The sequence below is a fragment of the Streptomyces sp. NPDC045026 genome, from assembly GCF_056432625.1.
Map to the genome: position 1 here is coordinate 754,458 of NZ_JBWKIS010000002.1, position 23,218 is coordinate 777,675.

The following is a 23,218-nucleotide window of genomic DNA, read 5'->3' on the forward strand; positions in this document are numbered from 1 at the left end:
GGCGACGGCGCTACTCGCCGCCGCCCACGGCCTTGCGCACGACATCCGGGACGTTGCTGATGATGCCGTCCACGCCGAGACCGGTCACGCGCCGCGCGGTCGCCGCGTCGTTCACGGTCCAGGTGAAGAGCTTCAGGCGCTTTCCGTGCGGGCCCCTGAAGGCGTGCACCGCGGCGACGTATCCGGCCGAGATCGTCCCGTTGCTGGGGTTGATCAGGTCGGCGAACCGGGCGTACCGGGGGAGGTCGCCCTTGGCGGGGGTGCCGAGGAATCCCGTCGTGATGTCCGGGCGGCGCTCGTGCACGGTCCGTACGCTGGCGGCGCTGAAGCTCTGGATCACCAGGCGGTTCCGGACGTGATCGCGGTTGAGCCAGCCCTCCTTGCCGAGGAGGCGCAGGACGTCCTTCTCGATGCCCGGATAGAGTTCTGGGGCCTTGATCTCCATGAGGAGCTTCTGGTGGTTGTGGTCGACCCGATCCAGGTACTGGGTGAGGGTCGGGATGCGGGCGCCGGTGAACTTGGCGCCTTTCCAGCGGCCGGCGTCGAGCTTGGCGATCTCCGCAGCGGTGAAGTCGCGGACGTTGTACGGGGCGCGGCCGGGGAACACCTGCTCCACGTTCGTGGTGCGTGCCAGATGCGTGTCGTGGATGACGACGAGGCGGCCGTCCTTGGTGCGCTGCACGTCGTTCTCGACCCAGTCGAAGCCGAGCTTGTCGGCCTTGTCGATGGCCTGCAGGGTGTTCTCGGGCGCGTACCCGGAGCCGCCGCGGTGTGCGACGACGACTGGTCTGTCGTGCTGCTGGGCCGCCTCGGCGGCGGTGGGGAGGACCAGGATGCCGACGAATCCCACCAGGGTGACGGTCGCGGTGACTGCGCGTGCGGGCACGTGTACTCCTCGCGTCGAGGATCAAGGACTGGACGAGAGTGACAGTCGGTGGCCAACAGGAGACAGGTGAAGGATGGCCACCCACTGAACGGAGTGGTGGGAGGACGTGCACCCCGCGGGCGGGTGTCGTGAGGCTTTGCCGGAAAATCGTTCAGACGTTCCTGTGGGAGCTTTAATCTCTGCTCCAATCGCGGTCGCTCCGGCAGCCGTTGCCGGGGGCGTATACGGAACGCATCAGGACATCAAGAACATCAGGACATCAGGGCGGAAAGGCTGCAGCGGATGCAGGGCACGGTCGACGGATTCAGCTATGGACTGGTCACGCCGCTGGTGGCGTTCTTCATGGCCTGCCTCGGCGGGGCGCTGGGTCTGCGCTGCACCACCAGATCGCTGCTCGTCACCCAGTCCTGGCGGCCCGGCTGGCTCGCGCTCGGCTCGGCGGCGATCGGGTCCGGAATCTGGACGATGCACTTCATCGCGATGATGGGCTTCCGTGTCCAGGGCACCCCGATCCACTACGACAAACTGACGACGTTCGCGAGCCTGGGCGTCGCCATCGTCATGGTCGGGGTCGGGATCTTCATCGTCGGTTACCGGGGTGCGACGGGAGCGGCCCTGTTCACCGGCGGCACGGTCACCGGTCTGGGCATCGCGTCGATGCACTACCTCGGAATGGCCGGTATGCGCCTGGATGCGACGCTTCGGTACAACACCTTCACCGTCGGAGCCTCCGTAGTGATCGCCATGGCCGCCGCCACCGCCGCGCTCTGGGCCGCGGTCCAGGTCAGGGGGTTCACCTGGAGCGTCGGCGCGAGCCTCGTCATGGGCCTCGCGGTCACGGGCATGCACTACACGGGAATGGCCGCCCTCAGCGTCCACGTGCACGGGACCGGCGGCACCCCCGCCGGCGACACCCCCGCCGAACTCCTCGCGCCCCTGATGATCGGCCCCCTGTGCTTCCTGCTCCTGGCCGGCGTCGTAGTGGTGTTCGATCCGATGATGATGACGGGCAGGCCCGACCGGCGGGACGTCGTCGAGGCCGCGAGCAGGGCGGGCCGGACCGTCCGTCCCCTGCGGCGGGCAGGCTGATCCGACCCCGTTGTCAGTGCGGGGTCGTACGGTGGATTCCATGCGGCCCGTATCCAAGATCGAACGCACGGTGGCGCCTTTCGAGGTCGTCAGTCCCTACCAGCCAAGCGGCGACCAGCCGGCAGCCATCGCCGACCTGGAGCGGCGCATCACCGCAGGTGAGAAGGATGTCGTCCTCCTCGGTGCGACGGGAACAGGTAAGTCCGCCACCACCGCGTGGATGATCGAGAAGCTCCAGCGCCCCACCCTCGTGATGGCGCCGAACAAGACGCTGGCCGCCCAGCTGGCCAACGAGTTCCGCGAGCTGCTGCCGAACAACGCGGTCGAGTATTTCGTCTCGTACTACGACTACTACCAGCCCGAGGCGTACGTCCCGCAGTCGGACACCTACATCGAGAAGGACTCCTCGATCAACGAGGAGGTGGAGCGCCTGCGCCACTCCGCGACGAACTCGCTGCTCACCCGGCGAGACGTCATCGTGGTCGCCTCCGTCTCCTGCATCTACGGCCTGGGCACGCCGCAGGAGTACGTCGACCGCATGGTGTCGCTCAAGGTCGGCGACGAGATCGACCGGGACACGCTGCTGCGCCGCTTCGTCGACATCCAGTACACGCGCAACGACGTGGCCTTCAGCCGCGGCACGTTCCGCGTCCGCGGCGACACCATCGAGATCTTCCCGGTCTACGAGGAGCTCGCCGTCCGCATCGAGATGTTCGGCGACGAGATCGAGTCCCTCTCCACCCTCCACCCCCTCACCGGCGAGGTCATCAGCGACGACGAGTCTCTGTACGTCTTCCCGGCCACGCACTACGTGGCGGGCCCCGAGCGCCTGGAGCGTGCGGCCAACGACATCGAGAAGGAGCTCGGGGAGCGCCTCGCGGAGCTGGAGAAGCAGGGCAAGATGCTCGAGGCCCAGCGGCTGCGCATGCGCACCACGTACGACCTCGAGATGCTGCGTCAGATCGGCTCCTGCTCCGGCGTGGAGAACTACTCGATGCACTTCGACGGCCGCTCGCCCGGCTCCCCGCCGAACACGCTGCTCGACTACTTCCCGGACGACTTCCTCCTCGTCATCGACGAGTCGCATGTCACCGTGCCGCAGATCGGCGCCATGTACGAGGGCGACGCCTCCCGTAAGCGCACCCTCGTCGACCACGGCTTCCGGCTCCCGTCCGCCCTGGACAACCGCCCCCTGAAGTGGGAGGAGTTCCAGGAGCGCATCGGCCAGACCGTCTACCTGTCGGCCACCCCGGGCAAGTACGAGCTCGCGCGGGGCGACGGCTTCGTGGAGCAGATCATCCGCCCCACCGGCCTCATCGACCCGGAAGTCGTGGTCAAGCCCACCGAGGGCCAGATCGACGACCTGGTGCACGAGATCCGCAAGCGCACCGAGAAGGACGAGCGCGTCCTCGTCACCACGCTCACCAAGAAGATGGCCGAGGACCTCACCGAATACTTCCTGGAGCTGGGCATCCAGGTGCGCTACCTGCACAGCGACGTCGACACGCTGCGCCGCGTCGAGCTGCTGCGCGAACTGCGCGCGGGCGAGTACGACGTCCTCGTCGGCATCAACCTCCTCCGTGAGGGCCTCGACCTGCCCGAGGTCTCCCTGGTGGCGATCCTCGACGCCGACAAGGAGGGCTTCCTGCGCTCCGGCACCTCCCTGATCCAGACCATCGGCCGCGCCGCGCGCAACGTGTCCGGCCAGGTCCATATGTACGCGGACAAGATCACCCCGGCGATGGAGAAGGCCATCGACGAGACCAACCGCCGCCGGGAGAAGCAGATCGCGTACAACACGGAGAAGGGGATCGACCCCCAGCCCCTCCGTAAGAAGATCAACGACATCGTCGCGTCCATCGCGCGCGAGGACGTCGACACCGAGGAACTCCTCGGCTCCGGCTACCGCAAGGGCGCGAAGGACGGCAAGGGCGCCAAGGCACCCGTACCCGCGCTCGCCAAGGCGGGTGCCAAGAAGACCGGTGGCAAGGCCGCCAAGGGCAAGGCGGCCCAGACGGTGCCCACCGACCGTCCCGCGGCCGAACTCGCCGAGCAGATCGAGGAGTTGACCGACCGGATGCGGGCTGCCGCCGCGGATCTCCAGTTCGAGATCGCCGCGCGCCTGCGTGACGAGGTGTCCGAGATGAAGAAGGAGCTGCGCCAGATGAAGGAGGCCGGGCTGGCCTGACGCACCGCGCACCCCGCACGCCCCACGGCATGCCGGACGGATCCGGCATGCCGCGCGGTGTGTTGCAAGACCGACACAAAGTCCTTGCCGATGTTCGGCGTTGTCAGTGGCCCTGCATAGGGTTCCCTCAGCCGTCCGGACGGGCGGTGACGAGCACAGTTCGAGAGGGGACGGACGCGTGACGGCCAACTTTTCCAAGGGTCCTGGTGTCAATCTGAGCAAGGGCCAGGCGATCAGCCTGCAGAAGCAGGACGGGGGCAACCTCACGGCCGTCCGGATGGGACTCGGCTGGCAGGCCGCCCCGCGCCGTGGCCTCTTCGGGTCCCGTACACGGGAGATCGACCTCGACGCCTCGGCGGTCCTGTTCGCGGACAAGCAGCCGGTGGACGTCGTCTTCTTCCGCCACCTCGTCAGCGACGACGGCTCCGTGCGCCACACCGGTGACAACCTCGTGGGCGGCGCCGGCCAGGGCGGCGACGACGAGGCGATCCTCGTCGACCTCCAGCGCGTCCCGGTCCACATCGACCAGATCGTCTTCACGGTGAACTCGTTCACCGGCCAGACCTTCCAGGAGGTGCAGAACGCGTTCTGCCGCCTGGTCGACGAGACCAACGGCCAGGAGCTGGCGCGCTACACGCTCGACGGCGGCGGCCAGTACACCGCCCAGATCATGGCGAAGGTGCACCGCGCGGGCGCCGGCTGGCAGATGACCGCCCTGGGCTCGCCGGCCAACGGCCGCACGTTCCAGGACCTCATGCCGGCGATCCTGCCGGGCCTGTGAGGTAGCGGGACCGCGAGAGCAGACGGACGGGACGAGGGGGAGAAGGCGATGACGGCCGAGCTGGTCCGGGGGCAGAACCACCCCCTCACCCAGACCCGTCTGGAGATCCGCGTGTCGGCGGGAGCGCCGATCGTGGCAGGCGCGACGCTCAGCGACGACCAGGGCAAGGTGCACGGCCGTGACTGGGTCGCGCACCCCGGTGCCCCCGCGCTGCCGGGCCTCGAGGTCCCCCGGCAGGCGGCGGCCGACCATCGCCTGGCCGTCGACCTGGACGCCGTGCCCGAGGCCGCCCACCGCGTCAGCGTGCTGCTCGCGCTGCCCACCGGTCCTGGCGACCCCGACCGCTTCGGCGCCGTCGCGGCCCCCTTCCTCGCTGTCACCGGACTCGACGGCTCCGAGGTGGCCAGCTACACCATCACCGACCTCGACGCCGAGTCCGCGGTCGTCGCCCTGGAGCTCTACCGCCGCCAGGGCGCGTGGAAGGTCCGCGCGGTGGGCCAGGGGTACGCGGGCGGCCTCGGCGCCCTGCTGACGGACCAGGGACTCCCCGACGCGGGGGATCTGGCGGGCGAGATCGGCGAAGCGGTGGCGCGGGGGCTCGCGCGTGCGGTGGCGCCGCCTCCGCCCCGGACGGCGCCCTCCGGGGCGAGCGCGATGGCGGACGCGACGGGCGCGACCGCCACCTCCCACGCTGCATCACCGGGCGCACCCCCGCCCGCCGGTCCGCCCCGCTCCAACCCGCCCCAGGCATCCGCAGAACCCCAGTCACCCCCCGGCCCCCGGCCGACGCACGACCTACAGCCGCAGGCCCGCCCCTCCGGCCGGACGGGCGGCGCAGGCCCCGTCAACTACACGCACCCCGGCCGCCAGGCCCCCGCACCACCCGCCCCCGCGCCCACCGCGTCCCCCGGGGCGCCGGGGCAGCCCGCCGTCCCCGTCGCCGGTGACGCGACCGGCTGGTCCATGGACGAGCGGCTCTACAACCAGGTGTGGGGCATGTTCGAGGACCTGGCCCGCTGCGTCGCCGCGTACCGCAGCGCCGTCGACTTCGCGGACTCCCGTAGGGAGCAGGAGCTCGACAAGGCGCTGTCCGACCCGCGCAGCCGGATCGGCGGCCAGGGCGACGTCGCCCGGGAGGCCGCCCGCGCCAAGCACGGACAACTCGTCGACCGGGCGAAGGAGGTCCTCGACCGTGACCTCGCCCAGCTGGCCGCCGAGTCCGCGGTCGTCGAGCCCGCCCTGCCCCCGGCCTACGCGGGCTGGGACAACCCGGTCTGGCACGCGTACCGCAGCCCCATGGAGATCCCGATGGCCCTGCGCCTGGGCGACCTCCAGCTGCCCGAGTCCCGCAATGTGGGCCTGCGCATCCGGATGCTCGTGCGGCTGCCCCTGGAGCGCGGCATGTGGATCGACAGCGGCCGCTCCGGGGCCGACGCTCTCACCGAGTCCGACGAGCTCCGCCGCCGCGCCATGCGCAGCGCCGTCGAGCACGCCGTGCGCCTCCTCGCGGTCTACCCGGCAGGCGAGTTCGCCGTCCATGTCATCGACCCCGCCGGATCGGCCGCGGGAGTGCTCGCCCCGCTCGTGCGGGCCGGAGTGCTCGCCGGGCCGCCGGCCGCGGGAGCGGCGGGCGTCTCCGAGGTGCTCGCCCGGCTCACGCAGCGCGTGGACCTCGTACAGATGGCGGTCCGCGGCGGAGCGGCCGACGCGCTGCCGCCCGATCTGGACACGGCCGAGCAACTGCTGATCGTCAACGACTTCCCGCACGGCTTCGACGACCGCGCGGTGACCCAGTTGCGCTACCTCGCCGACGAGGGCCCCGCCGTCGGCGTCCACCTCCTGATGGTCGCGGACCGCGAAGACGCCGCCGAGTACGGACCGGTCCTCGACCCGCTCTGGCGCGCGCTGCTGCGGCTCACGCCGGTGCCCGGCGACCACCTCGCCGACCCCTGGGTGGGGCACGCGTGGACGTACGAGCCGCCGAATGTCCCGCCCGGCAGCCGGATCCTGGAGCAGGTCCTCGAAGAGGTCGCCAGAGCGCGACGAGAGCTGGGCATCTGACACCCCTGAGCACTGATTTTGAACGTATCTTTACCGAACCCTTTACGTTTCATGGGTGTTTCCCGTAGGCTCCGACGAGCGGAGGGGAGTACTCCCGAACGCGGCGTTCCCGTCAATACGGACCGACATCGGTCCCGGGGCGTCGGCCCGAGGCGAGCTGAGGCCGCCCGGGTGGAAGAGACCTCCGGCAGCGACGACGCTGATCAGTAGCCGTACGACGCCGGAGGCGCAGTGGACGTATCGATGACCCTTTGGGTGCTGACCATTCTTGGTCTGGTCGCCCTGATCGCGGTCGACTTCTTCATCGGGCGCAAGCCCCACGACGTATCGATCAAGGAAGCCGGAATCTGGTCGGTCGTCTGGATCGTGCTGGCGGCCCTCTTCGGGATCGGCCTGCTGGTCTGGGGGAGCGCACAGGCTTCGGGCGAGTTCTTCGCCGGCTTCATCACCGAGAAGTCGCTGAGCGTCGACAACCTCTTCGTCTTCATCCTGATCATGGCGAAGTTCTCGGTGCCGTCCCAGCTCCAGCAGCGCGTCCTGCTGTTCGGTGTGCTGATCGCCCTGGTGCTGCGCGCGATCTTCATCGCGGCCGGTGCCGCGGTCATCGCCAACTTCTCGTGGGTCTTCTACATCTTCGGCGCGTTCCTCATCTACACCGCCTGGAAGCTCATCCAGGAAGCGATGTCGGACGACGAGGACGAGGAGTTCGAGGAGAACCGCCTCCTCAAGTCCATCGAGAAGAAGTTCGGCGTCGCCGACCGGTACCACGGCACGAAGCTGTTCATCCGGGTCAACGGCAAGCGGATCCTGACGCCCCTCATGGTCGTCATGCTCGCGATCGGCACGACCGACGTGCTGTTCGCGATGGACTCGATCCCCGCGATCTTCGGCCTGACCCAGGACCCGTACATCGTCTTCACGGCCAACGCGTTCGCGCTGATGGGCCTGCGCCAGCTGTACTTCCTCATCGGCGGACTCCTCAGGAAGCTGGTCCACCTCAGCTACGGCCTGTCGGTGATCCTCGGCTTCATCGGCGTGAAGCTCGTCCTGCACGCAATGCACGAGTCCGGGCTGCACGTACCGGAGATCTCCATCCCGGTCTCCCTGGCCGTCATCTGCGGCGTCCTGGTGATCACCACGATCACCAGCCTGATCGCCTCCAAGAAGCAGGCCGAGAAGCAGGCCGCCGAGGGCGGGGACGACGGTGACCAGGGCGGCGACGCGGCCGACGGTGCCCGTAAGGACAGCATCCAGGCCTGACCCGTTCGATACAGGGAAGGAGCGCGCGGCTGCCGGCCGCGCGCTCCTTCCCCCGTTCGGGCCCCACGCATACGAGCCCGTCCCGAAGTCGCGTGCCCCGCACCGTCGGTGCACCATCAAAGGCATGATCGCTGGGCTTCGGAGACTGGTCTCGCAGTGGACGGCCGTCGTTCCCGTCCTCGCGGTCGTCCTGCTGCTGTTCACCTGGGGCCGCTCACTGCCGGGCGCCGTCGTGGCCGTCGTCTCCGTGGTGCTCGCCGCATCCGTACTCGCGGCCGTCCACCACGCCGAGGTGGTGGCCCACCGCGTCGGCGAACCCTTCGGTTCCCTCGTTCTGGCCGTCGCCGTCACCGTCATCGAAGTGGCCCTGATCGTCACCCTGATGGCCGACGGCGGCGACAAAGGCGCCACGCTCGCCCGCGACACCGTCTTCGCCGCCGTCATGATCACCTGCAACGGCATCGTCGGACTGAGCCTGCTCACCGCCGCGTTCCGGCACCGCGTGGCCGTCTTCCAGCCCGAGGGCACCGGCGGCGCGCTCGCCACCGTCGCCACCCTGGCCACGCTCTGCCTGGTCCTGCCGACGTTCACCACGAGCAAGCCGGGCCCGGAGTTCTCCACCTCGCAGCTGATTTTCGCGGCCTGCGCCTCGCTCGTCCTGTACGGGATCTTCGTGGCGACCCAGACCGTCCGGCACCGCGACTACTTCCTGCCGATCACCAAGCAGGGCAACGTCATCGAAGGCGACGACCACGCGGACGTGCCCACCTCCCGCACCGCCCTGATCAGCCTCGGCTTCCTCGGTCTCGCCCTCATCGCCGTCGTCGGCCTGGCCAAAGGCGTGTCCCCGACGATCGAGTCGGGTGTCGAAGCAGCCGGGATGCCGCACTCCGTCGTCGGCGTGATCATCGCGCTGCTCGTCCTGCTCCCCGAGACGATCGCGGCCCTGCGCGCGGCCCGCCGCGACCGCGTCCAGACGAGCCTCAACCTCGCGCTCGGCTCCGCGATGGCCAGCATCGGGCTGACCATCCCGGCCGTCGCCATCGCCTCGTTCTGGCTGTCGGGTCCACTCGTCCTCGGACTCGGCGCCACACAGATGGTGCTGCTCGTCCTGACGATGCTGGTGAGCACGCTGACCGTCGTCCCCGGCCGCGCCACTCCGCTCCAGGGCGGCGTCCACCTCGTGGTGTTCGCCGCGTACGTGGAGCTCGCCGTCACGCCGTGACGGTCACGGTGACCGGCAGCGGTGATCGGTCATGGTGATACGGCCGGGCAGCGCCGTCACGCCTCGTGATAGACCGTGGGGGAGCAGCCGCCCGACGCACGGAGGTCCCCTGTGCCCCGCACCCTCGCCAACGCCCCGATCATGGTTCTGAACGGCCCGAACCTGAATCTTCTCGGTCGCCGGCAGCCGGAGATCTACGGGTCCGACACCCTCGCGGACGTCGAGGCCCTCTGTGCCAAGGCGGCTGCCGTGCACGGCGGGAGCGTCGACTTCCGGCAGTCCAACCACGAGGGCGAGCTGGTGGACTGGATCCATGAGGCGCGCCAGAACCACGTGGGCATCGTGATCAACCCGGCCGCCTACTCGCACACCTCGGTCGCGATCCTGGACGCCCTCAACACGTGCGACGCCCTGCCCGTCATCGAGGTCCACATCTCCAACATCCACCAGCGCGAGGAGTTCAGGCACCACTCCTACGTGTCCCTCAGGGCGGACGGCGTGATCGCCGGATGCGGTGTCCAGGGATACGCGTTCGCGGTGGAGCGGGTGGCGGCCCTGGCCGAGCCCGGCGTGGCCACGGTCTAGGCCCACCGGACTCTCCTGCCCTGTGGAGTGAACACGCCCGGCGCTGCCGGGCGTTGACTCACCAGCCGCGCTCGCGCCACTCCTGCAGATGCGGACGCTCGGCGCCGAGCGTCGTGTCGTTCCCGTGCCCGGGGTAGACCCACGTCTCGTCGGGGAGCTCGTCGAAGATCTTCGACTCGACGTCGTCGATCAGGCTCGCGAAGGCCTTCGGGTCCTTCCACGTGTTCCCCACGCCGCCCGGGAACAGGCAGTCCCCGGTGAAGACATGGGGGTGGCCGTGCGGGTCGTCGTAGATCAGGGCGATCGAGCCGGGCGTGTGGCCGACCAGGTGCCGGGCGGTCAGCGAGACCCGGCCGACCTCGATCGTGTCCCCGTCCTCGACGGGCACGTCCGTGGGCACCGGGATGCCCTCCGCGTCGTAGCGGCCCGCGTACGTACGCGGGCCCGTGACCTCCACGATCCGTCCGAGTGCCTGCCAGTGGTCCCCGTGCTGATGCGTCGTGACGACGGACGCGATGCCGTCGTCCCCGATCAGGGTCAGCAGCGTCTCCGCCTCGGCGGCCGCGTCGATCAGCAGCTGCTCGCCGGTGGCGCGGCAGCGCAGCAGATACGCGTTGTTGTTCATCGCGCCGACCGCGACCTTGGAGATCATCAGGTCCTGCAGCTCGTGCACATCCGCCGGGCCGCCGACCTTCACCGCTCCGCTGTACGTCATGGACTCAGCCTATAGCGGGGGTACGACAGGCAGCCCGCCGCCTTCGACGGTGAGCCCGGAGCCGTCGCGCCGCCCGGAGAGCCAGCCGAGCAGCTCGGCGGCGGGGCCCGCGACGCCGACCGAACCCGTCCCGGCGCCGCCGCCCGTCGTCCACACCTGGCCGCCGTCCGACTTCAGACCGGTCGACGGCATGTCCGGATGCCCCGCGAAGCGCTCGGAGAGGAAGTCGATCTCCCGCTCGGTGAACTCCGCCGGCAGATCCTCCAGCTCGTAACCGATCCCGAGGTCGACGTGGTGCAGGTCGACCTCGACCCAGCGCCGGAAGGGGATCCGGGAGGCCGAGTCCTTGACGCCGTTGCGCAGCTCGACCGTGCGTGCCCAGTCGCCCGGGACCGCGGCCTGGCGCTCGAAGCCCGTGGCGCTGGTCCGCAGGTCGTCGAGCTGCTCGCGCACGCCGCGCGGCGCGTCCCGCTCGATGTCCACGTCGCGCGTCTCGGCGCTCGGATACATGGGCCGGCCCGCGAGCACGTTCGCGAGTGCGTCCGCGTTACGGGCGAGGTGGGCGAGGACATGGCCCCGGGTCCAGCCGGGAAGCCGTGACGACTCGGCCACAGCCGCGTTGTCCAGCGTGCCGACAGCGGTGAGGAGCCGATCGGTAGCTTCACGTACAGAGGCCAGGTCGCGCACATGATCGCTCATGGCGCAGACGATAGCGCCGCCACTCGATCGGGTGAAGGCGGCCGACCGCGACCGGGAATCGAATGTACGTGCTATAAGCTCGGAAGCGGCATCGGGCATTCTTGGTGGTCCGGGTTTGTTACCAACCATGGAAAACAGTCCATCGCTGACGGTGGCCCCCCTAGTGTCGGAAGACATGGGGCCCCGCCCCTGTTGCTTCTCTCAAGAAAGGTGCGGACCGGCGTGGCCGACCGTCTCATCGTCCGTGGCGCGCGCGAGCACAATCTCCGTAACGTCTCGCTCGACCTCCCGCGCGACTCGCTCATCGTCTTCACGGGTCTGTCGGGGTCCGGCAAGTCGTCGCTCGCCTTCGACACGATCTTCGCCGAGGGGCAGCGGCGGTACGTCGAGTCGCTCTCCTCGTACGCCCGTCAGTTCCTCGGCCAGATGGACAAGCCGGACGTCGACTTCATCGAGGGCCTTTCCCCGGCCGTCTCGATCGACCAGAAGTCGACCTCGCGCAACCCGCGCTCCACGGTCGGCACCATCACCGAGGTCTACGACTACCTGCGCCTGCTCTTCGCGCGCATCGGCAAGCCGCACTGTCCCGAGTGCGGCCGCCCCATCTCGCGCCAGTCGCCCCAGGCGATCGTCGACAAGGTCCTCGCCCTGCCCGAGGGCAGCCGCTTCCAGGTCCTCTCGCCGCTCGTGCGCGAGCGCAAGGGCGAGTTCGTCGACCTCTTCGCCGACCTCCAGACCAAGGGGTACAGCCGCGCCCGGGTCGACGGACAGACGATCCAGCTGTCGGAACCGCCCACCCTGAAGAAGCAGGAGAAGCACACCATCGAGGTGGTCGTCGACCGCCTCACGGTGAAGGAATCCGCCAAGCGCCGCCTGACCGACTCCGTGGAGACCGCGCTCGGCCTCGCCGGAGGCATGGTCGTCCTCGACTTCGTCGACCTCCCCGAGGACGACCCCGAGCGCGAGCGCATGTACTCGGAGCACCTGTACTGCCCGTACGACGACCTGTCCTTCGAAGAGCTGGAGCCGCGCTCCTTCTCCTTCAACTCGCCCTTCGGCGCCTGCCCGGACTGCACCGGCATCGGCACGCGCATGGAGGTCGACCCCGAGCTGATCGTCCCGGACGAGGACAAGTCCCTCGACGAGGGCGCCATCCACCCCTGGTCGCACGGACACACCAAGGACTACTTCGGACGTCTCATCGGCGCCCTCGCGGACGCGTTGGGATTCCGGACCGACATCCCCTTCGCGGGCCTGCCGCAGCGCGCCAGGAAGGCCCTCCTGCACGGTCACAAGACGCAGATCGAGGTCCGCTACCGCAACCGGTACGGCCGCGAGCGGGTCTACACGACCCCCTTCGAAGGCGCCGTCCCGTTCGTCAAGCGGCGTCACAGCGAGGCCGAGAGCGACTCCAGCCGCGAGCGCTTCGAGGGCTACATGCGCGAGGTGCCCTGCCCCACCTGCGAGGGCACGCGCCTCAAGCCGATCGTCCTCGCCGTCACGGTGATGGAGAAGTCGATCGCCGAGGTCTCCGCGATGTCCATCAGCGACTGCGCGGACTTCCTGGGCGAGCTGAAGCTCAACGCGCGAGACAAGAAGATCGCCGAGCGGGTCCTCAAGGAGGTCAACGAGCGGCTGCGGTTCCTCGTCGACGTAGGCCTCGACTACCTCTCGCTCAACCGCGCGGCCGGCACCCTCTCCGGCGGCGAGGCCCAGCGCATCCGCCTCGCGACACAGATCGGCTCCGGCCTGGTCGGTGTGCTCTACGTCCTGGACGAGCCCTCGATCGGCCTCCACCAGCGCGACAACCACCGCCTGATCGAGACCCTCGTACGGCTGCGCGACATGGGCAACACGCTCATCGTCGTCGAGCACGACGAGGACACCATCAAGGTCGCCGACTGGGTCGTCGACATCGGCCCCGGCGCGGGTGAGCACGGCGGCAAGGTCGTCCACAGCGGCCCCTTGAAGGAGCTGCTCACCAACGCCGAGTCGATGACCGGCCAGTACCTGTCGGGCAAGAAGTCCATCCCGCTGCCGGACATCCGGCGCCCCGTGGACCCGACCCGCAAGCTGACCGTGCACGGCGCCCGCGAGAACAACCTGCGCGACATCGACGTGTCGTTCCCGCTCGGCGTGCTGACCGCCGTCACCGGTGTCTCCGGCTCCGGCAAGTCGACCCTGGTCAACGACATCCTGTACACGCACCTCGCCCGCGAGCTGAACGGGGCGCGCAACGTTCCCGGGCGGCACACGCGCGTGGAGGGCGACGACCTCGTCGACAAGGTCGTGCACGTCGACCAGTCGCCGATCGGCCGCACCCCGCGCTCGAACCCGGCGACGTACACCGGAGTCTTCGACCACGTCCGCAAGCTCTTCGCGGAGACGACCGAGGCGAAGGTCCGCGGCTATCTGCCCGGACGCTTCTCCTTCAACGTCAAGGGCGGCCGCTGCGAGAACTGCTCCGGCGACGGCACCATCAAGATCGAGATGAACTTCCTGCCGGACGTCTACGTCCCGTGCGAGGTCTGCCACGGAGCGCGCTACAACCGCGAGACGCTGGACGTCCACTACAAGGGCAAGTCCATCGCCGAGGTCCTGGACATGCCCATCGAGGAGGCGCTCGGCTTCTTCGAGGCGGTCCCGGCCATCGCCCGCCACCTGCGCACGCTGAACGACGTCGGCCTCGGCTACGTCAGGCTCGGCCAGTCCGCGCCGACCCTCTCCGGCGGCGAGGCGCAGCGCGTGAAGCTGGCCAGCGAGTTGCAGAAGCGGTCCACGGGACGCACCGTCTACGTCCTCGACGAGCCGACCACCGGCCTGCACTTCGAGGACATCAGCAAGCTCATCACCGTCCTGTCGGGCCTTGTCGACAAGGGGAACTCGGTGATCGTCATCGAGCACAACCTCGACGTCATCAAGACCGCCGACTGGGTCGTCGACATGGGCCCCGAAGGCGGTAACGGCGGTGGCCTCGTCGTCGCCGAAGGCACCCCCGAAGAGGTCGCGGGCGAACCGGCCAGCCACACCGGCAAGTTCCTGCGCGACATCCTCGGCGCCGACCGGTTCAGCGACGCGACGGTGCCCGCCGCACGCACGAAGAAGACGGTGGCCACGGCGAAGAAGGCCGCGGCCGCGAAGAAGACCGTCTCGGCGACTGCGAAGGCCCCGGCGAAGAAGGTGGCCACGGCCAACACCACCGCGGTCCGCAAGACCGCCACGAAGGCCGCGGCGCAGAAGGTCACGGCCGCGAAGAAGACCGCGGCCAAGTCCACGCGGGCCCGCAAGGCCTGAGCGCGGGCGGTCCGCGACCGCACGAAGAACATCCGGCGCCCCACGGGAACTCCCCGTGGGGCGCCGGGCGTTCATCTGTCAGCCACCCTGGCCCTGCGGCTCGACGAACTGCATGTCCAGCTGAATCTTGACAACACCACCAAGAAGCCCGGCCGCGAAGTTTAGGCCGAAGTCGCTCCGCCGGATCCCGCCCGTCGCCCCGAACCCCGCGTGCCGGCTCCCGTCGACCGGCACGTCCACCACCCCGCCGAACTCCACGGCGAGCGCCACCGACCGCCTCGCCGGCCGAGGCCCGGGGCGCTGCGCGCGGTCAACGGCTGGCCGAGGACGGGCGAACGGCCGCTACAGCGGCGGGAGTTCTGACGCGTACGGGGGTTCCGCGCCCGCCCGCGAGCAGGTGACCGCGGCCGCGCGCGCGGCGAACCGCAGCAGCCGCTGCCACTCGCTCTCGCCGAGGCCCGCCACCGCCTCCACGGACAGGGCGTCCAACGCGGCCAGCCCGTGCAGCAGTGCCGCGTTCACGGTGTCGCCCGCGCCGATCGTGTCCACGACGTCGACCCGCTCACCCGGTACGTCGTACCGCGCGCCGCCCCGCGTGAAGACCGTCAGGCCGTCGCCGCCCTGCGTGATCACGACGGCCGCGGGACCCGAGGCCAGCCACTCCTGCGGGGTGCCGCCCAGCCACTGGGCGTCCTCCGCGGACAACTTGAGCAGGCCGGTCGAGGGGAGCCAGCTCTTGAAGCGCGCCCGGTACGCGTCCGGGTCGTGGATGAGGACGGCCCGGATGTTCGGGTCGAGCGCGGTGAACACGCCCTGGGCCGAGGCCGACCGCATCAGCTCCTCGTACGCGCTCGCGCCCGGCTCCAGGACCAGCGAGCACGTACCGAAGGACACCGCGCGCGTGCCCGGCGGGAGCCGGTCGGGGACCGAGAAGAGCCGGTCGGCCGTGCCCTCGACGTAGAACGAGTAGCCGGCCGAGCCGTCCGCACCGATCGACGCGACCGCCAGTGTCGTCGGTTCGTCGCCCCGCTGGACGTGCGACACGTCCACACCCGCCCGGGTGAGCCCACCGAGCAGCGCCTCGCCGAACGCGTCGCGCGAGACCCGTGAGCAGAAGGCCACGGGGGAGCCGAGCCGGCCGACGGCCACCGCGGTGTTGTAGGGGCCGCCGCCGAGCCGGGGCGCGAGCGCGGGCAGGTCGCCACCGTCATCGGCGCCCCCGCCCTGCGGCACGAGGTCGATCAGGGCCTCTCCGGCGACGACTATCACGGGTGGTTCCTTTCGGGCTGTGCTGCGGTGCGGTGCGGTGCTGTGGAGTGCGGTGTGGTGCTGTGGAGTGGTGGATCGGAGCGTGAGGGGCGAGGCACAGGCTAGAGGCTCGCGGGCTCGGGCACACGGCCCCGGTCGGAAACGGGCACGTCCGGGACCGAATCGGGCAGAGCCTTCCCGTCGGGACGCAGCGTGGCCACCGAGACGGCGGTGATCGCGGCGACCTTCGTCGCCATGACCAGCATGCTGTAGGTCGCCGTCGCCGTCGCCGTCACTGCGACCGCGGTGCCAGGACGGTGCGGAAGGCGTGGGTGTGGCCGGCACCAGGGCCCCATCAGGCGTCTCCCGCCCCACCGGTATCGTCGGATCTGTCACTGATGTGCGCCCTGGCGTGCAGTGCCCCTCCCCACCCGGCTTACCCCCTGGAGTCCTCATGCCCGGCACGTCGCCCGCCCGTCGAACCGTGCTGCGGGGTGTCGCCCTCGCCGGGACCGCGGGGCTCGGGATGGCCGCCTGCTCGACGGGCGGATCGGACGACGGCGCGGATTCGGCGCCGACGGCCCCGGTCGACCTAGGCAAGGCCGACGAGGTGCCCGTGGGCGGCGTCAAGCTGTACCGGGACGAGAACGTGGTGGTCAGCCGTCCGGCGGCCGACAAGTACGCCGCGTTCAGCACCATCTGCACGCACGCGGGGTGCCCCATCAGCATGCTGGAGGGCACGGAGCTCACCTGCTCCTGCCACGGCAGCAAGTTCGACGCCGAGACCGGAAAGGTGCTGCACGCCCCGGCGACGCAGCCACTGTCGAAGGTGCCGGTCGAGGTGAAGAACGGCAAGATCGTCGCGGGCCCCGCGGCCTGATCCTGATCCGGGCCCGGACCTAGGACCCGGATCCTGATGAGTCGGGGACCCACAGATCAGCCCCCGCCCGATCAGCCCCCCGCCCGATCAGCACTCCCCCTCACTCCCAGTCCCACCCGATCCCCAGGATCCCCGCCCGCACCTGTGGCTCCACCACGTGGACGGCGCGGTGGCCGACGCTGAGCGTCAGGTCCTGACGGCCGCCGCGCGGGGCCGCCGCCGAGTGCTGGGTGAAGCGATGGCAACGCACGGGCAGGACGCCCTCGGTGAACCTGACCTGGAGCGCGTACTGCCCGCCCGCGTAGCCGAAGCCGCGCAGATACTCCGACGAGGGGCCCGCGGTGCCGTCCTCGAAGCCGTAGCGGAAGAGAAACGTGTCGCCTGCCCGCAGCCGCGCGTCGAAGAGCAGCTCGGCCACGACGACGCCGGTCCCACGGTGCCGGCGCACCCGCCCCGTGCGGCAGTTCTCCAAGGCGCGCACCGAGACGTGCTCGGTGCTGCATCCAGGGTCCCCGTGGTGGACGGCCACGTAGCGGTCCACGCCGTCCTGGTGGGCGCGCACGATGTGCTGGGAGTCGAGGCCGAGGAGCTCGCGGCGCGCCCCGATCCGCACGCGCTCGTGGTGACCGACCGTGTGCAGGCCGCCGTCCGTGGGCGAGCCGAGCTCGGCGAGGAGCTGTTCGAGGACGCCCGACGCCTCGACGAGCGAACGGTAGGAGCGGGTCGAGGGGCGCTGCCGGGCCGCGCGTTCCTCTTCCTTGGCGAGCAGCCGGATGAGGGACTCGTCGGGCAGGTCCAGGATCTCCTCCAGAGCGCGCACGGCCCGCAGGGACTCGGTGCGCTGCGGCCGCCTCGCCCCTTGCTGCCAGTAGCTCAGGCTGGTGACGCCGACGGAGACGCCGTGCCGGGTCAGATGGTGCTGCACGCGGTGCAGCGGCAGCCCGCGCGCGGTGATCGCGGCCCGCAGGGCGACATGGAAGGGCCCCGCCTGCAGGGCCGTTTCCAGTGCGGGCGCGCCGGTGTCCGCGTGCTGTGTGCCGTACGACATCCAGGGCCCTCCCCCATGCATCCTCACAACGGCCGTCCGGCCGGGGCGTGCGCGGCCCCAATTCACCCGGCATTGAAGCGTGTTGATCTGACCCGGACAAGACTCGATGCACAACCGGCTCGTCCGGCGGGTGGCGGACCGCTCCGGGAAACGCGTGGGCAACCTCACTGTCGGTGGCCGCAAGTAGGGTGTCTGACATGGCCGACCCCTCCAGTTACCGCCCCCAGCCGGGACAGATCCCGGACTCCCCAGGGGTGTACAGGTTCCGTGACGAGCACCGCCGGGTGATCTACGTCGGGAAGGCGAAAAGCCTGCGCCAGCGCCTGGCCAACTACTTCCAGGACCTGGCGAACCTGCACCCCCGCACCCGCACGATGGTCACCACGGCCGCGTCCGTGGAGTGGACCGTGGTGTCCACGGAGGTCGAGGCGCTCCAGCTGGAGTATTCCTGGATCAAGGAGTACGACCCCCGGTTCAACGTCAAGTACCGCGACGACAAGAGCTATCCGTACCTCGCGGTGACGATGAACGAGGAGTTTCCGCGCGTGCAGGTCATGCGCGGCCAGAAGAAGAAGGGCGTGCGCTACTTCGGTCCCTACGGGCACGCCTGGGCCATCCGCGACACCGTCGACCTGCTGCTGCGCGTCTTCCCGGTCCGCACCTGCTCCGCCGGCGTCTTCAAGAACGCCGCCCGCACCGGCCGCCCCTGCCTCCTCGGCTACATCGGCAAGTGCTCGGCCCCGTGCGTCGGCCGAGTCTCGCCCGAGGAGCACCGCGAACTGGCCGAGGACTTCTGCGACTTCATGACCGGCCGCACCGGCACGTACATCCGCCGCCTCGAGAAGGACATGACGGATGCCGCCGAGGAGATGGAGTACGAGCGCGCCGCGCGCCTGCGTGACGACATAGAGGCGCTGCGCAAGGCCATGGAGAAGAGCGCCGTCGTCCTCGCCGACGCCACGGACGCCGACCTGATCGCCCTCGCCGAGGACGAGCTGGAGGCCGCCGTGCAGATCTTCCACGTGCGGGGCGGGCGCGTGCGCGGCCAGCGCGGCTGGGTCACGGACAAGGTCGAGGCGGTCACCAGCGGTGACCTCGTCGAGCACGCGCTCCAGCAGCTGTACGGCGAGGAGCGCGGGGACGCCGTACCCAAGGAGGTCCTCGTGCCCGCGCTGCCCGAGCCCCTGGAACCCGTACAGGAGTGGCTCACGACGCGCCGCGGGTCGAACGTGTCGCTGAGGATCCCGCAGCGCGGCGACAAGAAGGCCCTCATGGAGACGGTCCACAGGAACGCGCAGCAGGCGCTCGCGCTCCACAAGACCAAGCGCGCCTCCGACCTCACCACGCGCTCGCGTGCCCTCGAGGAGATCGCCGGGGCCCTGGAGCTGGACAGCGCGCCGCTGCGCATCGAGTGCTACGACATCTCCCACCTCCAGGGCGACGACGTCGTGGCCTCCATGGTCGTCTTCGAGGACGGTCTGGCCAGGAAGAGCGAGTACCGGCGCTTCCAGATCAAGGGCTTCGAGGGGCAGGACGACGTCCGCTCGATGCACGAGGTGATCACGCGCCGCTTCAAGCGGTATCTGGCGGCGCAGGAGAAGTCGGGGGAGTGGTCCGACGCGGAGCTGACGGACGAGGACGGTCCCGTCGAATCCCGTCTCACGGAGGACGACGGCCGCCCCAAGCGGTTCGCGTACCCGCCCCAGCTGGTCGTCGTCGACGGCGGGCAGCCGCAGGTCGCGGCGGCCAAGCGGGCGCTCGACGAGCTGGGCATCGACGACATCGCGGTGTGCGGCCTGGCCAAGCGCCTCGAAGAGGTCTGGGTGCCCGAAGAGGACGACCCGGTGATCCTTCCGCGCACCAGCGAGGGGCTCTATCTTCTGCAGCGCGTACGTGACGAGGCGCACCGCTTCGCGATCACGTACCAGCGCACCAAGCGGGCCAAACGCTTCCGGGCCGGACCGCTCGACGAGATGCCCGGTCTCGGCGACGCGCGCAAGCAGGCCCTGATCAAGCACTTCGGTTCGGTGAAGCGCCTGCGATCCGCCACAATCGATCAGATCTGCGAGGTTCCCGGCATAGGCCGCAAGACGGCAGAGACGATCGTGGCGGCCTTCGCGAGCGCGGAGCCGGCCGCACCGGCCGTGAACACGGCCACAGGAGAGATCATTGAAGACGAGGACCCCACGGCCACGGCCGTGGCCACCTCGGAAGGACGACGGGGGCAGGAGCCATGAACGAGAACGAGCAGGGCGCACACGCACCACAGCCGGTCCCCGGTGACCCGGCGGGCCAGGCGGCGGAGACAGACGGAGCACAGGTGAGTACGGGTACGACGAGCGAGACCCCCGGGACGCCCGAAGCGGCCATCCCCGAGCTGGTGATCATCTCCGGGATGTCCGGTGCCGGGCGTTCCACGGCCGCCAAGTGTCTGGAGGATCTCGGCTGGTTCGTCGTCGACAACCTGCCGCCCGCGCTGATCCCCACGATGGTCGAACTCGGCGCCCGCTCCCAGGGCAATGTCGCCCGGATCGCCGTCGTCGTCGACGTGCGCGGCCGCCGCTTCTTCGACGACCTCCACCAGTCCCTTGCCGACCTGGAGTCCCGCCAGGTCACCCGGCGCATCGTGTTCCTGGAGTCCTCCGACGAGGCCCTGGTGCGCCGCTTCGAGTCGGTGCGCCGTCCGCACCCGCTCCAGGGCGACGGCCGCATCGTCGACGGCATCGCGGCCGAGCGCACGCTCCTGCGCGAGCTGCGCGGCGACGCCGACCTGGTCATCGACACCTCCAGCCTGAACGTGCACGAACTGCGCGCCAAGATGGACGCCCAGTTCGCCGGCGACGAGGAGCCCGAGCTGCGGGCCACGGTCATGTCGTTCGGCTTCAAGTACGGCCTGCCCGTCGACGCCGACCTGGTCGTCGACATGCGCTTCCTGCCGAACCCGCACTGGGTCCCCGAGCTGCGCCCCTTCACCGGCCTGAACGAAGAGGTGGCGAGCTACGTCTTCGGCCAGCCCGGCGCCAAGGAGTTCCTCGACCGGTACACCGAACTGCTCCAGCTCATCGCCGCCGGATACCGCCGCGAGGGCAAGCGGTACGTGACGATCGCGGTCGGCTGCACCGGAGGCAAGCACCGCTCCGTCGCCATGTCGGAGAAGCTCGCCGCGCGCATCGCGGCGGAGGGCGTGGAGACCGTGGTCGTCCACCGGGACATGGGCCGCGAATGACCGGTCGCACACTCCGGCTCGGCAGCAGGCTCCGCCGGGTCACGCCCACCACGGGCCGCCGGCGCGGCGCCCAGCCCAAGGTCGTCGCCCTCGGCGGCGGCATGGGCCTGTCCGCGTCCCTGGCGGCCCTGCGGCGCATCACCGGCGACCTCACCGCCGTGGTGACGGTCGCCGACGACGGCGGCTCCAGCGGCCGGCTCCGCGACGAGCTGGGCGTCCTGCCGCCCGGCGACCTGCGCAAGGCCCTCGCGGCCCTGTGCGGCGACGACGACTGGGGCCAGACCTGGGCCCGCGTCATCCAGCACCGCTTCCAGTCCCAGGGCGACCTGCACGAGCACGCCGTCGGCAATCTGCTCATCGTCGCCCTGTGGGAGCAGCTCGGCGACCATGTGCAGGCCCTCGACCTGGTCGGCAAGCTGCTCGGCGCGCACGGGCGGGTACTGCCCATGTCCGCGGTCCCGCTGGAGCTCCAGGCCCTGGTCAAGGGGCACGACCCGGCCCGCCCCGACGACGTCGACACCGTCCGCGGTCAGGCCACGGTGGCCCTCACCCCCGGCGAGGTGCAGTCCGTGCATCTCGTGCCGCACGACCCGCCGGCCGTCCCCGAGGCGGTCGCCGCGGTGCTCGACGCCGACTGGGTGGTGCTCGGCCCCGGCTCCTGGTTCTCCTCCGTGATCCCGCACCTGCTGGTCCCCGAGCTGCTCGACGCGCTGATGACGACGAAGGCCCGCAGGGTCCTCTCGCTGAACCTCGCGCCGCAGCCCGGAGAAACCGAGGGCTTCTCACCGCAGCGTCATTTGGAGGTTTTGGGACGACACGCCCCTAAACTCGCCCTGGACGTGGTGCTGGCCGACGAGGCCGCCGTGCCCGACCGCGAGTCCCTGACCGACGCCGCCAAGGAGGGCTTCGGCGCTGCGGTCGAGCTGGCGCCTGTGGCCAGGCCCGACGGGACTCCGAGGCACGATCCGGAGCTGTTGGCCGCCGCGTACGACCGTATTTTTCGGATGCATGGAAGGATCGGCCCATGGCGATGACGGCAGCGGTGAAGGACGAGATCTCCCGGCTTCCCGTCACCCGGACCTGCTGCAGAAAGGCAGAGGTCTCGGCCATCCTGCGCTTCGCGGGCGGGCTCCACCTGGTGAGCGGCCGCATCGTGATCGAGGCGGAGCTCGACACGGCGATGGCGGCGCGACGGCTGAAGCGGGACATCCTCGAGATCTTCGGGCACAGCTCGGAACTGATCGTGATGGCGCCCGGCGGGCTGCGCCGGGGCTCGCGCTTCGTCGTACGCGTCGTGGCCGGCGGTGACCAGCTGGCGCGCCAGACCGGTCTTGTGGACGGCCGCGGCCGCCCGATCAGGGGCCTTCCGCCGCAGGTGGTCTCGGGGGCCACCTGCGACGCCGAGGCCGCCTGGCGCGGGGCCTTCCTGGCGCACGGCTCGCTCACCGAGCCCGGCCGCTCCTCCTCCCTGGAGGTGACCTGCCCCGGCCCGGAGGCCGCGCTCGCCCTGGTCGGGGCCGCGCGCCGGCTCCAGATCGCGGGCAAGGCCCGTGAGGTACGCGGTGTGGACCGGGTCGTCGTACGGGACGGGGACGCCATCGGCGCCCTGCTCACCCGGATGGGGGCCCACGAGTCGGTGCTCGCCTGGGAGGAGCGGCGGATGCGGCGCGAGGTCCGCGCCACCGCCAATCGCCTGGCCAACTTCGACGACGCGAACCTGCGCCGTTCGGCGCGCGCCGCCGTAGCCGCCGGGGCCCGCGTGCAGCGCGCCCTGGAGATCCTCGCCGACGAGGTGCCGGAGCACCTCGCGGCCGCCGGGCGGCTGCGCATGGAGCACAAGCAGGCCTCCCTGGAGGAGCTGGGCGCGCTCGCCGACCCGCCGCTGACGAAGGACGCGGTCGCGGGCCGTATCCGCCGCCTGCTGGCGATGGCCGACAAGCGGGCCCAGGACATGGGCATCCCGGGCACGGAGTCGAACATCACCGAGGAGATGGCCGACAACCTCGTCGGCTGACCCCGGAGCGGAATGCCAC

19 protein-coding genes and 1 pseudogene are annotated in these 23,218 nt (G+C 70.3%); 13 read left to right on the top strand and 7 right to left on the bottom strand.

The genetic code is table 11. The annotated features are described in order from the left end of the window. Window positions 1-10: 10 nt before the first annotated feature. Window positions 11-886 (bottom strand): glycerophosphodiester phosphodiesterase, encoded by an 876-nt coding sequence (locus tag AC07EJ_RS07270; protein WP_478883912.1) that lies wholly within the window; start codon window positions 884-886, stop codon window positions 11-13. A gap of 282 nt (window positions 887-1,168) precedes the next feature. On the opposite strand from AC07EJ_RS07270, the gene AC07EJ_RS07275 reads away from it, so the two are divergent. From AC07EJ_RS07275 to aroQ, 7 genes are all read left to right on the top strand, one after another. Next, window positions 1,169-1,975, top strand: coding sequence for an MHYT domain-containing protein (locus tag AC07EJ_RS07275; protein ID WP_389475307.1), 807 nt, complete (start codon window positions 1,169-1,171; stop codon window positions 1,973-1,975). A 40-nt stretch (window positions 1,976-2,015) separates the two neighbouring features. Beyond that, a complete protein-coding gene (gene uvrB, locus AC07EJ_RS07280; protein ID WP_393582263.1) occupies window positions 2,016-4,163 on the top strand; it encodes an excinuclease ABC subunit UvrB in 2,148 nt (715 codons plus the stop codon). 178 nt (window positions 4,164-4,341) lie between these two features. Further along, window positions 4,342-4,944 (top strand): TerD family protein, encoded by a 603-nt coding sequence (locus AC07EJ_RS07285; protein ID WP_389475311.1) that lies wholly within the window; start codon window positions 4,342-4,344, stop codon window positions 4,942-4,944. 48 nt (window positions 4,945-4,992) lie between these two features. Next, entirely contained in the window at window positions 4,993-7,005 is a 2,013-nt protein-coding gene (locus AC07EJ_RS07290) for a TerD family protein (protein WP_478883913.1), read from the top strand. Between the two features lie 231 nt (window positions 7,006-7,236). Beyond that, window positions 7,237-8,265, top strand: a complete 1,029-nt coding sequence (locus tag AC07EJ_RS07295) for a TerC family protein (protein WP_478883914.1) — start codon at window positions 7,237-7,239, stop codon at window positions 8,263-8,265. A 124-nt stretch (window positions 8,266-8,389) separates the two neighbouring features. Beyond that, a complete protein-coding gene (locus AC07EJ_RS07300; RefSeq protein ID WP_389475317.1) occupies window positions 8,390-9,490 on the top strand; it encodes a calcium:cation antiporter in 1,101 nt (366 codons plus the stop codon). A 111-nt stretch (window positions 9,491-9,601) separates the two neighbouring features. Then, window positions 9,602-10,075 (top strand): type II 3-dehydroquinate dehydratase, encoded by a 474-nt coding sequence (aroQ, locus tag AC07EJ_RS07305; protein ID WP_389475319.1) that lies wholly within the window; start codon window positions 9,602-9,604, stop codon window positions 10,073-10,075. 58 nt (window positions 10,076-10,133) lie between these two features. On the opposite strand, the gene AC07EJ_RS07310 is transcribed toward aroQ, so the two are convergent. Both AC07EJ_RS07310 and AC07EJ_RS07315 read right to left on the bottom strand, forming a co-directional pair. Next, window positions 10,134-10,790, bottom strand: coding sequence for an MBL fold metallo-hydrolase (locus AC07EJ_RS07310; RefSeq protein WP_393582260.1), 657 nt, complete (start codon window positions 10,788-10,790; stop codon window positions 10,134-10,136). Window positions 10,791-10,799: 9 nt separating this feature from the next. Next, window positions 10,800-11,489 carry a maleylpyruvate isomerase family mycothiol-dependent enzyme gene (locus tag AC07EJ_RS07315; RefSeq protein WP_389475323.1) on the bottom strand — a complete coding sequence of 230 codons (690 nt, stop codon included), beginning with the start codon at window positions 11,487-11,489 and terminating at the stop codon, window positions 10,800-10,802. Window positions 11,490-11,711: 222 nt separating this feature from the next. On the opposite strand from AC07EJ_RS07315, the gene uvrA reads away from it, so the two are divergent. Then, window positions 11,712-14,783: an excinuclease ABC subunit UvrA gene (gene uvrA, locus AC07EJ_RS07320; RefSeq protein ID WP_389475325.1), complete on the top strand. Its 3,072-nt coding sequence runs from the start codon at window positions 11,712-11,714 to the stop codon at window positions 14,781-14,783. A gap of 78 nt (window positions 14,784-14,861) precedes the next feature. Here uvrA and AC07EJ_RS07325 read toward each other — a convergent pair. From AC07EJ_RS07325 to AC07EJ_RS07335, 3 genes and pseudogenes are all read right to left on the bottom strand, one after another. Beyond that, window positions 14,862-15,059: pseudogene (locus tag AC07EJ_RS07325) on the bottom strand (YceI family protein); the annotation flags it as partial. A gap of 66 nt (window positions 15,060-15,125) precedes the next feature. Beyond that, complete coding sequence (locus AC07EJ_RS07330) at window positions 15,126-16,052, bottom strand: carbohydrate kinase family protein (protein WP_389475327.1); 927 nt, start codon at window positions 16,050-16,052, stop codon at window positions 15,126-15,128. A 101-nt stretch (window positions 16,053-16,153) separates the two neighbouring features. Continuing rightward, window positions 16,154-16,288, bottom strand: a complete 135-nt coding sequence (locus AC07EJ_RS07335; protein ID WP_478883915.1) for a hypothetical protein — start codon at window positions 16,286-16,288, stop codon at window positions 16,154-16,156. Between the two features lie 197 nt (window positions 16,289-16,485). Between AC07EJ_RS07335 and AC07EJ_RS07340 the strand changes: the two genes are divergently transcribed. Then, window positions 16,486-16,911, top strand: coding sequence for a Rieske (2Fe-2S) protein (locus AC07EJ_RS07340; protein ID WP_389475331.1), 426 nt, complete (start codon window positions 16,486-16,488; stop codon window positions 16,909-16,911). 100 nt (window positions 16,912-17,011) lie between these two features. On the opposite strand, the gene AC07EJ_RS07345 is transcribed toward AC07EJ_RS07340, so the two are convergent. After that, the gene (locus AC07EJ_RS07345; protein ID WP_389475333.1) at window positions 17,012-17,959 is read right to left on the bottom strand and encodes a hypothetical protein; all 948 of its coding nucleotides are present in this window, start codon (window positions 17,957-17,959) and stop codon (window positions 17,012-17,014) included. Window positions 17,960-18,156: 197 nt separating this feature from the next. Here AC07EJ_RS07345 and uvrC point away from each other — a divergent pair, with 197 nt between their 5' ends. Genes uvrC through whiA form a run of 4 tightly spaced genes read left to right on the top strand, consistent with a single transcriptional unit; the run spans window position 18,157 to window position 23,199 of the window. Continuing rightward, window positions 18,157-20,196 (top strand): excinuclease ABC subunit UvrC, encoded by a 2,040-nt coding sequence (uvrC, locus tag AC07EJ_RS07350; RefSeq protein ID WP_478883916.1) that lies wholly within the window; start codon window positions 18,157-18,159, stop codon window positions 20,194-20,196. Then, window positions 20,193-21,185, top strand: coding sequence for an RNase adapter RapZ (gene rapZ / locus AC07EJ_RS07355; protein ID WP_389475337.1), 993 nt, complete (start codon window positions 20,193-20,195; stop codon window positions 21,183-21,185). The genes uvrC and rapZ overlap by 4 nt, the downstream gene beginning before the upstream one ends. After that, a complete protein-coding gene (locus AC07EJ_RS07360) occupies window positions 21,182-22,219 on the top strand; it encodes a gluconeogenesis factor YvcK family protein (RefSeq protein ID WP_389475339.1) in 1,038 nt (345 codons plus the stop codon). The genes rapZ and AC07EJ_RS07360 overlap by 4 nt, the downstream gene beginning before the upstream one ends. Then, window positions 22,210-23,199 (top strand): DNA-binding protein WhiA, encoded by a 990-nt coding sequence (gene whiA, locus AC07EJ_RS07365; RefSeq protein WP_266669321.1) that lies wholly within the window; start codon window positions 22,210-22,212, stop codon window positions 23,197-23,199. The genes AC07EJ_RS07360 and whiA overlap by 10 nt, the downstream gene beginning before the upstream one ends. Window positions 23,200-23,218: the final 19 nt, after the last annotated feature.